16 protein-coding genes are annotated in these 14,870 nt (G+C 28.7%); 10 read left to right on the top strand and 6 right to left on the bottom strand.

Translation table 11 applies throughout. The features are described 5' to 3' along the window. Positions 1-13 precede the first annotated feature (13 nt). From ADFLV_RS05445 to ADFLV_RS05460, 4 genes are all read right to left on the bottom strand, one after another. Positions 14-457 (bottom strand): GatB/YqeY domain-containing protein, encoded by a 444-nt coding sequence (locus ADFLV_RS05445; protein WP_014473853.1) that lies wholly within the window; start codon positions 455-457, stop codon positions 14-16. Between the two features lie 46 nt (positions 458-503). Further along, positions 504-2,453, bottom strand: a complete 1,950-nt coding sequence (gene abc-f, locus ADFLV_RS05450) for a ribosomal protection-like ABC-F family protein (protein ID WP_129011143.1) — start codon at positions 2,451-2,453, stop codon at positions 504-506. A 122-nt stretch (positions 2,454-2,575) separates the two neighbouring features. Beyond that, entirely contained in the window at positions 2,576-3,463 is an 888-nt protein-coding gene (locus ADFLV_RS05455; RefSeq protein ID WP_014473855.1) for a cation diffusion facilitator family transporter, read from the bottom strand. Continuing rightward, positions 3,463-4,632 carry a pyridoxal phosphate-dependent aminotransferase gene (locus tag ADFLV_RS05460; protein WP_129011142.1) on the bottom strand — a complete coding sequence of 390 codons (1,170 nt, stop codon included), beginning with the start codon at positions 4,630-4,632 and terminating at the stop codon, positions 3,463-3,465. Before ADFLV_RS05460 ends, ADFLV_RS05455 begins: the two co-directional genes overlap by 1 nt. 86 nt (positions 4,633-4,718) lie before the next feature. On the opposite strand from ADFLV_RS05460, the gene ADFLV_RS05465 reads away from it, so the two are divergent. Continuing rightward, positions 4,719-5,312, top strand: coding sequence for a M48 family metallopeptidase (locus tag ADFLV_RS05465; RefSeq protein ID WP_014473857.1), 594 nt, complete (start codon positions 4,719-4,721; stop codon positions 5,310-5,312). Here ADFLV_RS05465 and ADFLV_RS05470 read toward each other — a convergent pair. Beyond that, positions 5,296-5,712 (bottom strand): DciA family protein, encoded by a 417-nt coding sequence (locus ADFLV_RS05470; RefSeq protein WP_014473858.1) that lies wholly within the window; start codon positions 5,710-5,712, stop codon positions 5,296-5,298. The genes ADFLV_RS05465 and ADFLV_RS05470 overlap by 17 nt on opposite strands. A gap of 113 nt (positions 5,713-5,825) precedes the next feature. On the opposite strand from ADFLV_RS05470, the gene nadB reads away from it, so the two are divergent. From nadB to ADFLV_RS05495, 5 genes are all read left to right on the top strand, one after another. Next, positions 5,826-7,277 (top strand): L-aspartate oxidase, encoded by a 1,452-nt coding sequence (gene nadB / locus ADFLV_RS05475; RefSeq protein ID WP_129011141.1) that lies wholly within the window; start codon positions 5,826-5,828, stop codon positions 7,275-7,277. Further along, a complete protein-coding gene (gene nhaD, locus ADFLV_RS05480; RefSeq protein ID WP_014473860.1) occupies positions 7,277-8,656 on the top strand; it encodes a sodium:proton antiporter NhaD in 1,380 nt (459 codons plus the stop codon). The genes nadB and nhaD overlap by 1 nt, the downstream gene beginning before the upstream one ends. A 167-nt stretch (positions 8,657-8,823) precedes the next feature. Continuing rightward, positions 8,824-10,359: a glutamine-hydrolyzing GMP synthase gene (guaA, locus tag ADFLV_RS05485; RefSeq protein WP_129011140.1), complete on the top strand. Its 1,536-nt coding sequence runs from the start codon at positions 8,824-8,826 to the stop codon at positions 10,357-10,359. A gap of 164 nt (positions 10,360-10,523) precedes the next feature. Continuing rightward, on the top strand, positions 10,524-10,838 hold the full coding sequence (locus ADFLV_RS05490; RefSeq protein ID WP_129011139.1) for an HNH endonuclease: 315 nt from the start codon (positions 10,524-10,526) through the stop codon (positions 10,836-10,838). A gap of 136 nt (positions 10,839-10,974) precedes the next feature. Then, a complete protein-coding gene (locus ADFLV_RS05495) occupies positions 10,975-11,421 on the top strand; it encodes a GNAT family N-acetyltransferase (RefSeq protein ID WP_164968502.1) in 447 nt (148 codons plus the stop codon). 82 nt (positions 11,422-11,503) lie between these two features. Here the strand turns inward: ADFLV_RS05495 and ADFLV_RS05500 are convergent, their stop codons facing one another. After that, entirely contained in the window at positions 11,504-13,195 is a 1,692-nt protein-coding gene (locus ADFLV_RS05500) for a protein adenylyltransferase SelO family protein (RefSeq protein WP_129011137.1), read from the bottom strand. Positions 13,196-13,312: 117 nt separating this feature from the next. Between ADFLV_RS05500 and ADFLV_RS05505 the strand changes: the two genes are divergently transcribed. Genes ADFLV_RS05505 through ADFLV_RS05520 form a run of 4 tightly spaced genes read left to right on the top strand, consistent with a single transcriptional unit; the run spans position 13,313 to position 14,869 of the window. After that, positions 13,313-13,597: a putative quinol monooxygenase gene (locus ADFLV_RS05505; protein WP_129011136.1), complete on the top strand. Its 285-nt coding sequence runs from the start codon at positions 13,313-13,315 to the stop codon at positions 13,595-13,597. 9 nt (positions 13,598-13,606) lie between these two features. Continuing rightward, a complete protein-coding gene (locus ADFLV_RS05510; RefSeq protein ID WP_129011135.1) occupies positions 13,607-14,116 on the top strand; it encodes a hypothetical protein in 510 nt (169 codons plus the stop codon). 9 nt (positions 14,117-14,125) lie between these two features. After that, a complete protein-coding gene (locus tag ADFLV_RS05515; RefSeq protein WP_129011134.1) occupies positions 14,126-14,473 on the top strand; it encodes a hypothetical protein in 348 nt (115 codons plus the stop codon). Positions 14,474-14,506: 33 nt separating this feature from the next. Continuing rightward, positions 14,507-14,869 (top strand): RidA family protein, encoded by a 363-nt coding sequence (locus ADFLV_RS05520; RefSeq protein WP_014473868.1) that lies wholly within the window; start codon positions 14,507-14,509, stop codon positions 14,867-14,869. The last annotated feature ends 1 nt before the right edge of the window (position 14,870 follow it).

Below are 14,870 nucleotides of genomic sequence, written 5' to 3' on the forward strand. Positions count from 1 at the left end.
TAGATTTTTTTATTTAAGCTAATAGTTTTTTTACCATTTCATTTATTCTTTTTCCATCTGCAACACCTGCAAATTTTTTAGTTGCAGCTCCCATAACTTTACCCATATCTTTAACTGATGTTGCACCAGTTTCTGTAATAATTTCTTTCATTCCAGCTTCTAATTCTTCATCACTTAGTTGTTTTGGAAGATATAACATAAATACATCAACTTGCTCTTGTTCTTTTTGAACTAAATCATCTCTTGAAGCAGCTTTATATTGAGAAATAGCTTCTTCTCTTTGTTTGATTCCTTTTTGAATTAGTTTAATAATATCTTCATCATTTAACTCTTTTCTTTCATCAACTTCAATTTGTTTAATCATTGTATTAATAGCTCTAATTGAATCTCTTTTTACAACTTCTTTGTTTCTCATTGCAGTTTTTAAATCTTCGTTTAATTGCTCTTTTAGGCTCATTTGAATCCTTTTAATTGTTATTAATATATTTAAATATTATATCTTTTTATGAATTAAAGCTTTCAATTAACTCTTCAAGTTCTAAAAATCTTTCTACTTTTTGTTCATAAATTTCTTTTGTCTCTTCAAGCTCTTTTGACATGGCAACGATTCCTTTTTGTTCGTAACATTTTGGATCCATTAAACATGCATTTATACTTTCTAGTTTTTGCTCTAAATCTTCAATCTCTTTAGGAAGCAAGTCATATTCCCTTTGGTCTTTATATGAAAGTTTAGTTTGTTTTTTTGCAGTTTGTGTAACTTTTGGTGTGTTATCTTCTTTTGAAATTTCAGTTTCAAGTGAACTAAGGTCTTTTAACTCTTTTTCAATTTCAAGATATTCAGTATAAGGTTGGAAACTTTCCATGATATTTCCATTTCCTTGGAATACAAAAAGTTTTTTAGCAATTTTATCTACAAAATATCTATCATGAGATACAAAGATTAATGCACCTTGAAAATTTTGTAAATACTCTTCTAATATATTAATTGTAGGAATATCTAAATCATTTGTAGGCTCATCAAGGATTAAACAATCAACTTTTCTAGTAAAAAGTAAAGCTAATGCCACTCTATTTTTTTCTCCACCACTTAAAACACCAACTTTTTTATCAAGATACTCTCTTGGAAATAAAAAGTTTTTTAGATATCCGTAAACATGCATGTTTCTTCCATCATCTAAAATAACTCTATCTCCACCATTTGGACAGAAAGTTTCCATCAAGTTTTTATTGTCATCTAAGCTATCTCTTTGTTGGTCAAAATATCCAATATTAAAATCACCTTTTTTGAAATTACCACTATCTATTTTCATTTTTTCCATAAAGATTTTTAGTAGTGTTGATTTTCCACTTCCATTTGGTCCAACTATTGCGATTGTATCTTTTTGTAAAATTCTAGTTGTAAAGTTTTTGATTAGTTGTTTGTCACCAAGAGTTTTACAAACATCATCTAATTCATAAAGCATTTTTCTTTTATTTTGTTGTTTTTCTTCTGTATTAAAAGCTTTTTGTTCCCTTTGTAACTCTAAAGACATTTTTCTAATTGCAGCTGGATTTGAACGTGCTTTTTGTTTTAAATCAAAATATTCTGATTTTCTTCTTTCATTTCTTTTTCTTCTTGCAGTAATTCCATGTTGCATCCAGTGAGCTTCACGTTTTACCATTCGAAGTAAATTTTCATGCTCTTTTTGCATATTTTCTAATATTTGAGATTTTTGTTCTAAGTATGAAGAATATCCACCATTAAATCTTCTTAAAACTCCACCATCAACTTCAACAACACTTGTTGCAATATTATCAATAAAATATCTATCGTGAGAGATAAAAAGTAGGGTGAAATTGTTTTTTAGTAAAAGTTGTTCTAGAAACTCAACCATATAAACATCAAGGTGGTTTGTAGGCTCATCTAAAAGTAAAACATCAGGTTTTTTTAAAATTAGTCCAGCAAGGCTAACTCTTCTTTGTTCTCCTCCACTTAAAAGGTTTACATCTTTGTATTCATATTGTTTTAATTGAAACTCAACTAAAACTCGCTCAATCATATTGTCTAAATCCCAAGCATTATGAAACTCTAAAAAAGAAGCAAGTTCACTTTGTCTTCTAATAAGATCTTCATTTTCATAATCTGTCATTAATTGATTAGTGATTTTTTCATATTCATTTTTTGCAGTTTTTAATTCTGTCAATTGATTTTCAATTGCATCTCTAACATTTAGATTTGCTTTAAACTTTGGTTGTTGGTCAAGCATTTCAATTTTTAAAGATTTATCAATAGCCATTTCTCCGCTATCTGCTTCTACTTGTCTCATAATTATTTTAAAAAGTGTTGATTTTCCTTGTCCATTTTGACCAATAACAGCAATTCTTTGTCCTTGGTTTAATGTAAAGTTAGCATCTTTTAAAATAACTTTTGTGTCGTATTGTTTTGAAATGTTTTGTAAGTCGATTAGTGCCATATTTGTTTAGTATTTCCTAGTTTTTTGTTGCGTAATGTAGCATTTTTAGCGTTAATATTTGCTTTTTGTAGATAAAAAAAAGGAAGTTATAAGTTCATTAAAAAAAGAATAATTATCTTTTTTTAATGATGTAAATCATTTATTTTGAAATCATCATATGGATCCATATGAATATTTATAATCCAATCTCTAGAGGTATCTAATTTTTTTATTTTATTTTCTATTGAATCACTTGCTCTATGTGCATCCATCAAAGTAATTAAACAATCAAATACAAGATGAACTTCAACAAATGTTTGATTTGCAGCTTCTCTTGTTTTTAATAAATGGTAAGTATTAACTTTATTATTTTCTTTTATAATTTCTTCAATTTTTGATACAACTTCTTCATCAACAGCTCTATCTAATAAAACTAAAATCCCTTCATGAATTAATTCGTAAGCGGAATAAATAATATAAATTGCAATTCCTCCACCAACAAAAACATCAATGATTTCATATCCAGTGAAAGTTACAAGTAAAAGTGAAATTAGAACAGCAAGATTACTAAAAACGTCAGTTTTATAGTGTAATGCATCAGCTTTAATAACCATAGAATTTGTTTTTTTAGCGACAAAATTTAAATAAGTTACTAATGAGATAGTGATGATTAAAGAAATAATCATAACATATATAGAAATATCAAGATATTGGGATGTTTCACCAACAATTGCTTTTTTTATTGCTTGATAAAGTAAAAAAAATCCAGATAAGGTAATAATAGTACCTTCAATAACAGAAGCTAAGGCTTCAATCTTTCCTCTACCATAATTAAAATTTTTATCAGCTGGTTTTTCAGATTTTGAAATTGCAAAATAGTTAAATATAGATACAAACATATCTAAAATAGAATCAACAGCAGATGCTAAAACAGCTACAGAACCACTTGCAAATCCAATTATAAGTTTTAAAAGAGTAAGTACCGCTGCAACACTTGATGAAACAACGGTAGCTTTTTTTTGAGAAGTCATTATTTACTTTCTACAAACTCTTTGATTCTTTTGATACCTTCTTTAATAGTATCTAAATCTGTAGCAAAAGAGAATCTTATATATCCTTCTGTACCAAAGGCAAGTCCAGGTACTAAAGCAACACCTTTTTCCTCTAATAAATCTGCGCAGAATTTCATAGAATCATTTGAAACTTCTTTGATATTTACAAAAAGATAAAATGCACCATCAGGTTCAATACAAGATAAACCTTTGATATCATTGAATGCTTTAACAGCATAATTTTTTCTTTTTTCAAATTCAACTCTCATCATCTCAATATCTTTATCAGCATCACCTTCAAGTGCAGGAATAGCAGCATATTGAGTCATTGTATTGATATTTGAAGTTACTTGTCCTTGAAGTTTAGTTAAAGCTTTTGCAAGTGCAGTATCGCAAGTTGCAATATATCCAAATCTCCATCCAGTCATAGCAACAGCTTTACTTAAACCATTGATAGTTACTGTTCTTTTAAACATATCTTCAGATACTTCAGCACAAGCAGTAAATTTTTTACCATTGTAAATAATTTTTTCATACATTTCATCTGATAAAATGATAATATCTGTTCCTTTTAAAACTTCTCCAAGTGCAGTTAATTCTTCTTTTGAATATACTGAACCAGTTGGGTTTGAAGGTGTATTTAAAAGTAAAATTTTTGTTTTTGGTGTGATAACAGCTTTTAATTGAGCAGGTGTAATTTTAAATTCTGTTGAATCATCTGTATCAATAAATACAGGAACACCACCTGAAAATTTTACTTGTTCTGGATAAGTTACCCAATAAGGTGCTGGAATAATTACTTCATCACCATCTTCAACAAGTACTTGGAATAGGTTAAATAATGAGTGTTTTGCACCGTTGCTAATTACGATACCATCTAACTTATAATCTAAATTGTGGTCTTTTTTTAGTTTGTTAATAATTGCTTGTTTGGTTTTGATAATACCTTCTACGGCTGTATATTTAGTTTGTCCTTCATTAATAGCTTTTATTGCAGCTTGTTTAATTAATTCAGGTGTATCAAAGTCAGGTTCTCCTGCACTAAAACTTAGTATATCTTTACCTTGAGCTTTAAGCTCTCTTGCTAGGGCAGTTATTGCCATAGTAACCGATGGAGATAAGTTCTCCATTCTGTTTGCAATTTTCATTAGCATTTTCCTCAATAAAATTAACATTATACTTTTGATATAATAGTTCGGGATTTTAACAAATAAATACTTAAGGAATAAATAGTTTGAGTTTTCAAATTGAAATAAATAAAAAAATTGTAACTGTAAAATTGGAAAATAAAAAAAATATAAAACATTGTTATATGAGAGTAATAAAAGATGATTTGATACATATTCGAGCAAATTTTTATTTTACTATTTATGATGCCAAAAGTTTGGTAGAAAAGAAAAGAGAATGGATAGAAACTTCAATAGCTAAATTATCAAAAAATATAATAAATGAAGATGAATTTTTATATTTAGGTGAAAGAAAAAAGATAGAAGATTTTAGAATAAAAAATTTAGATCTTTTTTACAAAAAAGAAATTCAAAAAATATTACCAGCAAAATTAGAAGAGTATTCAAGAAAAATGAGTCTTTTCCCAACTTCAATAAGTTACAGAAAAAATAAAAGAACTTGGGGTTCTTGCAATTATAAAAATGGATTAAATTTTAATATTTTACTTATGAAATTCCCCATTGAAGTTATGGAATATGTAATCGTGCATGAATTAGCTCATATAAAACATAAAAATCATTCTAAAGATTTTTGGAATTTAGTAGCTGTTTATTGTCCAAACTATAAAGAGATAGAAAAAAGATTTAAGAATTTTTTATAATTTCTCTTATCTTTTCAAATTTCTTGAAGATTTTTTCATCTTTCGCTTTATTTTCAAAAATACCATAAGAACGCTCTTTATAAAGTGGTTTTTCTTCTTCTATTATCTCTTTTTTTTCAATTACATTGGTCACAAAAAATCCTATATCTTCAACATTTGCAATCTTGAAATTTTTTAATAATGATTTTATATCTGCTTTGTTATACTCAAATTCCATTTTATAAACAGGATGAGTTAATACAAAATATAAAGTTTGGTTCTTAACATAGCCAAATTTTACACCTTTTTTAAGTTTTAACGGAAGTGCTTCTATAAACTTACTTATTAAAGAAGAAGTATTAATCTTTCTAAATTCAGGATTATTTTTAAGATGACTAAGTATTTCATTAATTTTTTTCATGTGCTAATTATAGCAAGTTTTATATTATCATTAAGTGGTTGTGGATATAAAGATGATCCAACATATATCCAATCTGATTCAAAAGTTGCTCAAAATAATAAAGTTGAACAACAATGATATATGATTATGTAATAATAGGTACAGGTGTTGCAGGATTAAATGCAGCTAGATTGATCCCAAAAGATAAAAGAGTTTTAATTTTATGTAAAATGTCTACTTGGAATTGTAATACTTTTTGGGCTCAAGGAGGAATAGCAAGTGCTGTTGATGAAAGTGATATTCCCACTCATATAAAAGATACTTTAACAGCTGGAGTTAATTACAACGATAAAGAAGCAGTTGAACTTTTAAGTAAAAAATCAATTTCAACAATAAAAAGTCTTATTGATGCAGGTATGAAATTTGATTTAAATGACAAGGGTGAATTAGCTTATACAAAAGAAGCAGCTCATAGCAGAAATAGAATTTTACATGCTGATGGTGATGCAACAGGTAGAATGATGCATATCTTTTTGCTAGAAAATTGTCCTCATGAGATTGTAACACAAGCAGTTGTTTGTGATTTACTTATTGAAAATGATATCTGTTATGGAGTTCAATATTTTACTAATGAAACAAATCAAAAAATAGTTTATGCTCACAATACAATAATTGCAAGTGGGGGAGTAGGTTCAATCTATAGATACCATACAAATTCAACTGCAAATGCAGGAGAAGTGCAAGGAATTATTGCAGAAAAAAATCTTCCATTAAAAGATATGGAGATGATGCAGTTTCACCCAACAGTTGTAAGAGGTACAAACTTTGCTAGAAAGCCTCTTTTAAGTGAAGCTTTAAGAGGTGAAGGGGCATATATTGTTGATGAAAACGGATATAGATTTTTATTTGATTATCATAAAGATGGTGAATTAGCACCAAGAGATGTAGTTAGTCGTTCTATTTTTGATTACAATAAAAAAACAGGTTTGGGAGTTTATTTATCTTTTGAAACTTTTGAAAAAAAAGCTTTTAAAAAACGATTTCCAAATATTTATTCTAATTTGAAAGAATTAGGATATGAATTACCTTTTGAAAGAGTTCCTATTTCACCTGCATTTCATTATTCAATGGGAGGAATAGAAGTTAATTTAAACGGAAAAGTAAAAGGAATGAAAAATCTTTATGCAATAGGTGAAGTAGCTTGTACAGGAGTTCATGGAGCAAATAGATTGGCTTCAAATTCTTTGCTTGAAGGTTTAGTATTTTCCCAAATAGCTGTTGAAACTTCATTAAAAGAAAATTTTAAAATTAATCCAGAAAGTTATGATAAACCAATTATTAATTATGTAAGAAATAAAGATATTGATAAAGATATAAAAGATAATTTAAGAGAGATTATGTGGACTTATGCATCAATAGTAAGAGAGCCAAAAAGTTTGGAAAAATCCCTAGAAACCATTGAAGAGTATCTAAAAAAAGATGTAGGTAGATTACTTTTTTTAAGGCTACTTACGGCAAAATCTATTCTAAAATCTGCATTAAAGCGTAAAGAATCGCTTGGTGCACACTATATTAAGGAGAATTGATGTTAAAAGTTATAATGACTTTGCTCTTAGGAACTTTATCTTTATTTGCTAGTTCAGCAAGTGAAAGTGAAATTCCTAATTTAACTATGACTTGGGTTGGGTTCGCAACTTTAATTATATTTGTAATTGGTTATTATTTTGTAGCTGCGGAAGAAAAATATGCAATTGATAAAGCAAAACCTGCTTTATTTATAGGTACATTTATGTTTATTCTAGTAGCTATTTATTATTCATTAAATGGCTTAGATATGAATTTAGTTCACACTCAAGCTCAACATTTGATTTTAGAAATTGCTGAAATTTTCTTCTTCTTATTTGTTGCCATGACTTATATTGAATCATTATTACATATGGGTGTATTTGATAGATTAAAATATAATCTAATCTCAAAAGGTTATACATATAGAAAACTATTTTGGGTAACTGGATTTTTAGCATTTTTTATCTCTCCAATTGCAGATAACTTGACAACAGCACTTATTTTATCAACTGTTTTAATCACTATTGAAAAAACTAGAAAAGATTTCCTAGTTCCAGGTGCAATAAATATTGTTGTAGCTGCAAATGCAGGAGGTGCATGGTCACCTTTTGGAGATATTACAACACTTATGGCATGGACTGCTGGAAAAGGTGTATTTACAGACTTTTTATATTTATTTCCATCAGCTATTATAGGTTATGGAGTTACAGCATTTTTATTATCAAGATTTGTTCCAAAAGTAGTACCAGAATTTGATGCAACAAAAGAGAAAAAACCTGAAATGGTTGAAGGTGCTAAAGTTGTTATGATTCTTGGAATATTTACAATCTTCTGTGCGGTTATGTCTCATCAAGTATTACATTTACCTGCAATGTGGGGTATGATGTTTGGTTTAGCTTTATTAAAAGTTTATTCTTATGGATTAAGTAAAAAATATGGGAAAGAACATTTTAATATTTTTCATTCAATGGCAAAAATTGAAAATAATACTTTAATGTTTTTCTTTGGTATTTTAGCTGCTGTTGGTGCATTATATTTTGTTGGATGGTTAGCTTTAGCAGCAATAGTATATGATCCGTCAGTATTAGGTGCAACTTGGGCAAATATTGGTGTTGGATTCTTATCTGCTATTGTTGATAATGTTCCAGTAATGAGTGCAATATTAAAAGCAAATCCAGAAATGGGACTTGACCAATGGATGTTAGTTACATTAACAGCAGGAGTTGGTGGTTCATTAATCTCTTTTGGATCGGCTGCTGGTGTTGGAGTAATGGGTAAATTACACGGAATTTATACTTTTGGTTCTCATATGAAATTTGCATGGACAGTTCTTATTGGTTATATAGTTTCTGTTAGTATTTGGTATTTCCAATATCACATTTTGGGAATTAGTCACTAATAAATTATTATTAAATATTTGAAAGGCTATTAGAAGATTTTTTCTAATAGCCTTTTTTTTTAGCTATTTTTTTACTTAACCAATTTTTTACAACTCTTTAGATAAAATATCTAACTTAAATTTGTAATATTCAAGCACTTAAGTGTAAAATACGAAGGAAACAATATATGAAACATGTACCAATAGTAGTATTAGATTTTGGTAGTCAATATACTCAAATCATTGCTAGAAAATTAAGAGAGGCAGGTGTTTACTCTGAAATAGTTCCTTATAGTGAATCTATCGAAGATATTATGGCTAGAACTCCAAAAGGAATTATTCTTTCAGGAGGACCTGCTTCTGTTTATGCTGATGATGCTTATCATCCTGATACTACAATATTTGAACTTGGTCTTCCAATTTTAGGTATTTGTTATGGAATGCAGTTAATTTCTCAACACTTTGGTGGAAGCGTAATTCCTGCAAGTCATCATGAATATGGAAAAGCTAAACTTAAATTTGAAGTTGAAAATCCAATTTTTAAAGATACACAAGACGGTCAAATAGTTTGGATGAGTCATGGAGATAGAGTAGAAAATATTCCATCAGGATTTGAAAAAATCGCAACAAGTGAAAATTCGCCTTTTGCAGCTATTGCAAATACTGAAAGAAATATCTATGCTTTCCAATTTCATCCAGAAGTTTACCACTCAGTTGAGGGAAGTAAATTATTAAAAAACTTTGCAAAATATATTTGTGGTTGTGAATCTACTTGGAATATGGGTTCATTTGCTAAAGAGCAAATAAAAAGAATTCAAGAACAAGTTGGAAATAAAAAAGTTCTTTGTGGTGTTTCAGGAGGAGTTGATTCTTCTGTTGTAGCAACACTTTTAGCTGAAGCAATTGGTGAAAATGTAATTCCAGTATTTGTTGATAATGGATTATTAAGAGCAAATGAGAGAGAACAAGTTGAATCAATGTTCAAAGCACGTGGTGTAAAACTTATCACTGTTGATGCAAGTGAAGAATTTTTAACTAAACTTGCAGGTGTTACAGACCCTGAAACAAAAAGAAAAATCATTGGTGAAACATTTATCGAAGTATTTGATAAAGAAGCAAAAAAACACCAAGGTATTGAGTTCTTAGCACAAGGGACTTTATATACAGACGTTATTGAATCAGTTTCTGTAAAAGGTCCTTCAAAAACTATCAAATCTCATCACAATGTAGGTGGACTTCCCGATTGGATGAAATTTGAATTAGTTGAGCCTTTAAGAGAAATCTTCAAAGATGAGGTTAGAGCTTTAGGATTAGAACTTGGACTTCCAGCATCTATGATTGGACGTCATCCATTCCCAGGACCAGGACTTGCTATTAGAATCATGGGAGATGTAAATAAACCTGATTTAGAGTTATTAAGAAAAGCTGATGTTATTATGCTTGATGTATTACATGCAACTGGTTATTATGATAAAACTTGGCAAGCATTTACAGTATTATTAAACGTAAAATCTGTAGGTGTTATGGGTGATAATAGAACTTATGATAACACTGTTTGTGTAAGAATAGTAGAAGCAACAGATGGAATGACAGCAACTTTTGCACATATTCCACATGAAATACTTGAAACAATCTCTAGAAGAATTATTAACGAAGTTGATGGAATTAATAGAGTAGTGTATGATATATCATCAAAACCACCAGCAACTATCGAGTGGGAATAAAATAAAGCAGTATCTTTTAACTTGATACTGCGTCAAATAAGAAAATCAACTCAATCACATACTTATTGTATGCTCAATCGTTGATTTTCTTCTTTTCCTTGTCTGAAGCTAAAATTTACAGCTTTATTTAAAATCATTCAACTTTTTTATTATATGGAAACTCAATGGCAAATAATTGGAATATACCTTCTTCTTTAGAACAAGAAATTAGACAAAGAGATAAAGTTTGTGTTTATTGTGGTGTTGAATTTACATCAGTTAAAATTTCAAAAAAGACGGCTGCAAGTTGGGAACATATAATCAATGATGCCAAAATTATAACAAGAGAAAATATAGCTTTATGCTGTTGTGGTTGTAATGCTAGTAAAGGGCAAAAACAACTTTCAACTTGGCTTCAATCTAAATATTGTAAAGATAAAAATATCACTTCTGAAAATGTTGCACAAATTATAAAAGATGCAATAAAAAATGGACAATAAAAAAATATTATCCTTTTTAATTACCCTTAATTTCTTTCTAGAATGAACAACTAACATGTAAAATACTTGATCTGTTTGTTTTTTGATATAATATTTACTAACTACACATTAGTTATAGTTTTTAAAGGAGTAAATTTTGATAAGAAAAGCTAAAGTTTCTGATGCTCAGCAAATCTGTAATATTTTACGTAGATCAATAATAGAGTTATGCGAACTTGACCATCAAAAAAATCAAAAAGAGCTAGATGAGTGGCTTGCAAATAAAACTATACAAAACTGTAAAGCTTGGATTAATAATAAAAAGATAAATTTCTTTGTAGCTGAAAATGATGGAAAATTAGTTGGCGTATCAAGTATAAATCACAATGGATTTTTAGAACTTTGCTACATTTTACCTGAAGCTAAAGGTTTAGGTTTTGGTAGAGAGTTATTAAAAGTAGCGGAAAATAGTATTTTAGATTTGGGTATTCAAGTATTTACTCTTGAAAGTACATTAACAGCTAAAGGATTTTATGAACATTTTGGTTATATACAAACTGGTATAAAAGAAAATAGTTTATGTTATATGAAATTTACTAAATAATATAAGATTATATAGATAAAAACTAATTTGTACTTTTCTATCCCAACATTAAAGTTGGAATAGATATTAAACTTAATTTCTTTTACGACGAACAACTAACATGTGATATACCAGCTATTCCAAAAAAATCTGAAGGTTTTTTTATATAATATTTTTCTTCTATCTCTTCTGTTTGTTCTTCATATGGTTTTGTCATTATCTCTTGCAACTCTTGCACTGGTTGATAATTTCCATTTTCAGCTTCTTGATACGCCCAAACTAGATGCCATTCTCTTAGAGTGTATTTTGGATTGGTAAGTTTCATTTGCTTTGATAGTTTTTGTTTTGATTCTTCATCATTTACATTTATAAGTGATTTCCAGCTTTCAAGCCAACTGTTCCATCTTAATTTGATATTTTCATTTTGTGTTTTTCCATAAAAACTTTTTTCAAGGCTACTTATATCATCAGGGATATTTGATAACTCTCTAAAAAATATAGTATAGTCAACTTTTGTATCTATCATAAGATTGATTAGTTCTTCGAACAACTCAACATCAAACTTATCAAGTCCAAGTTTTTTAGCCCACATATTTTCCATCTTTTCTTGCATAACTTTGCTAAAGTTATTTTCGATTTTTTCTAGTTCTTCTAAAGTTTCTTTATTTGAACTAAGTAGTGGTTTTAATGCACTACAAAATGATTTGAAGTTTTTAAAAGCAGCAACTGGTTGATTGAAAAATGAAAAGTGATTTCCTCCACCAGTCCAAGATTGATATTTAGGGTCGAACATCTCTATAAATCCAAAAGGACCATAATCAAGTGTAAAACCACCAGCTGCACAGTTATCACTGTTAAAATTACCTTGGCAATATCCAACTCTTATCCAGTTGGCTACTAGTGATGTAAGACGATTTTGAAACTCAATTGCAAGTAATATTATCTTTTCTTCTAAACTCAAATTTTGATTGATTACTTCACTATATTCTCTTTCAATCAAATGTAAAACAATCATTTCTAACTCTTTTAAAGCATTTTCATGTTCATTTTTTCTAGCTCGTCTGCCAAAAAGTTCTAATTGACCAACTCTTAAAAAAGAAGTTGCAACTCTTGTAGTAATTGCTACATCTTCTTCTATCATAACTTCTGGGTCTTTTGAGTATGAATTATCTCTAAACCAAGGTCTAGTTACTTGCTCTTTTGTTGAAGTAAAAAGGGTTAAAGACCTTGATGTTGGAATACCAAGTGAGTGCATATGTTCTTGAGCTAAAAACTCTCTTACACTTGACCTTAAAACTGCACGTCCATCTGCACCTCTACAATATGGAGTTTTTCCTGCACCTTTTAGTTGAAATTCCCATCTTTTATCATTTATTAGGGCTTCTAAAACTGAGATTGCTCTACCATCTCCATACCCATTTCCAGTTTGAAAAGGACATTGTGCATAATATTCAGTTCCATAAATAGATAAGGCATATCCAGTTGCCCAACCTTTATTTTGTGAAAGATTAGAGATATTAGACATATCACCTGAAAATAGTTTGATAAAATCATTTGATTTTAGTAAGTTCTCACTAAAACCTAACTCTTTAAAAAAATTCTCACTATGAGAAATATATATCGGGTCTTTGATAGCAGTTGGACTTACTGGCACATAATGTCCAGTAAAAACCTCTCTTGGAAATTTATTATCTCCACTATATTTTGCGTCTGGGTCAGCATTTAGCTTATTTGTAAAAGAGTAATCACTTAGATTGATAAGTTCTTCAAAAGTTTCTATATTATTTTTATTCATTATTGTATTTATCCATAAATTTATTTATTAAGATTTTAATATAGTAAATTTGTACTTAAATATAGAAACTAAAGCTACTATTAATTAGAATACAAAAAACAAATTAAAGCGATTATCATGGCAGTAACAAGACAAATAATATTTTTAGCAAAAAGAGATTGTATAGAAGAACTAAAAGCATTACTTAAATCAACTATAGAAGATACAAAAAAAGAAGAGGGTTGTTTGATGTATGAAGTTTTTCAAACAAAAACAAATCCAGTAGAATTTATCGTGATTGATTCATGGGAAAGTGAAGAAGCTTTAAACAAACACTATGAAACTCCTCATTACTCACACTTTATAAATAACTTCAAACAATACAATGCACATATTGAGCCTTTTGAATTAGAAGTTTTATAGGAAATATAAATGCAAGAAAATGAACTAAAAGCTTACATAAAAGAAAATTCACCTTTGATATTTGAGTATATCAATAAAGAAATATTAAAAGATATTGGTGTTATGTCATCAAATTTTTTTGTTAGATTACTTGATGAATTTTTCAATAAACAAAAAAGAGTTTATGATGAAAAGATTACAGCTGATACCCTTGGATATTATCTCATAACTGAAGTTTTAGGAGATGCAAAACAAGCTTTTCCATTTTTTAGAAAAGATACTTTGAGTTTAGATGAGATTTTTAAAGAAGCAAAGGTTTATTTTAATCATGTGAAATTTACTATAAAAGATGATATTTTTACTATCTTATTAGTTCAAACAAAAGCAGGGGTTTCTACACTTGATGAAGAGATTATAAAGTTCTCAAAACAATTTCCAATTAAAACTTTTGGTTTAGAAGAATTTTTATCAAAAAACTCTAATATCACTTTAGATGAAAGCATGCAAAAACTAAAAGAAGATGTAAAAAACATTCTTTAAAGGAAGTAAATGAAAATCTCTTATCATCGTAGACGAAAAATAAAAACGAGAAGAATTGCAATAAGAGATTTGATTTTAAGAGGTATAGAAGATCCTATTGATTTAGCAAAAGAGTTAAAAGTCACAGTTCCTACTATAAAAAGGGATTTAGAAGCTATTAAAACTATGGATGAAGAGGATTTTACATTTCAAACAAGACAAACATCAGAGCAGTTACTTGAGAAAAAAGACTTAATACTAAAAATGTTAGATGATGAAGAGTACTATACTGAAAAAGGTGAACTAAACATCAGTAAAATTATGGATGAACTTAAAACAAGTAGAGCAACTATAATGTCAGTTTTAAATGGTGATTAGATATATTTAAAACAAATTTTAAGGAGTATAACAATGAAAATTCATAGAATCAACCCATGCAAAAGATGGTCAGATGTGACAGTTTTTAATGGAATTGCAACTTTTACAGAAATTGCAGATACAGATACAAGTGCAGATATAAAAGGACAAGTAAAACAAATATTTGACCAAGCCCAAGCTTCACTTGCTTTAATAGATAGTGATAAATCACGAATTTTAGCAGTTACGATTTATATCACAGATTTTGCAAACTTTGATGGCTTAAATGAGATTTGGGATGAGTGGTTCCCTGAAAATTGTGCGCCAAGTAGGGCTTGTGTAAAAGCTGAATTGGTTGATCCAAATTTATTGGTTGAAATGACATTTACAGCAGCTGCTGGTGAGAAGTTTCAATAAT

The sequence above is a fragment of the Arcobacter defluvii genome (genome assembly GCF_013201725.1).
Classification (GTDB): domain Bacteria; phylum Campylobacterota; class Campylobacteria; order Campylobacterales; family Arcobacteraceae; genus Aliarcobacter; species Aliarcobacter defluvii.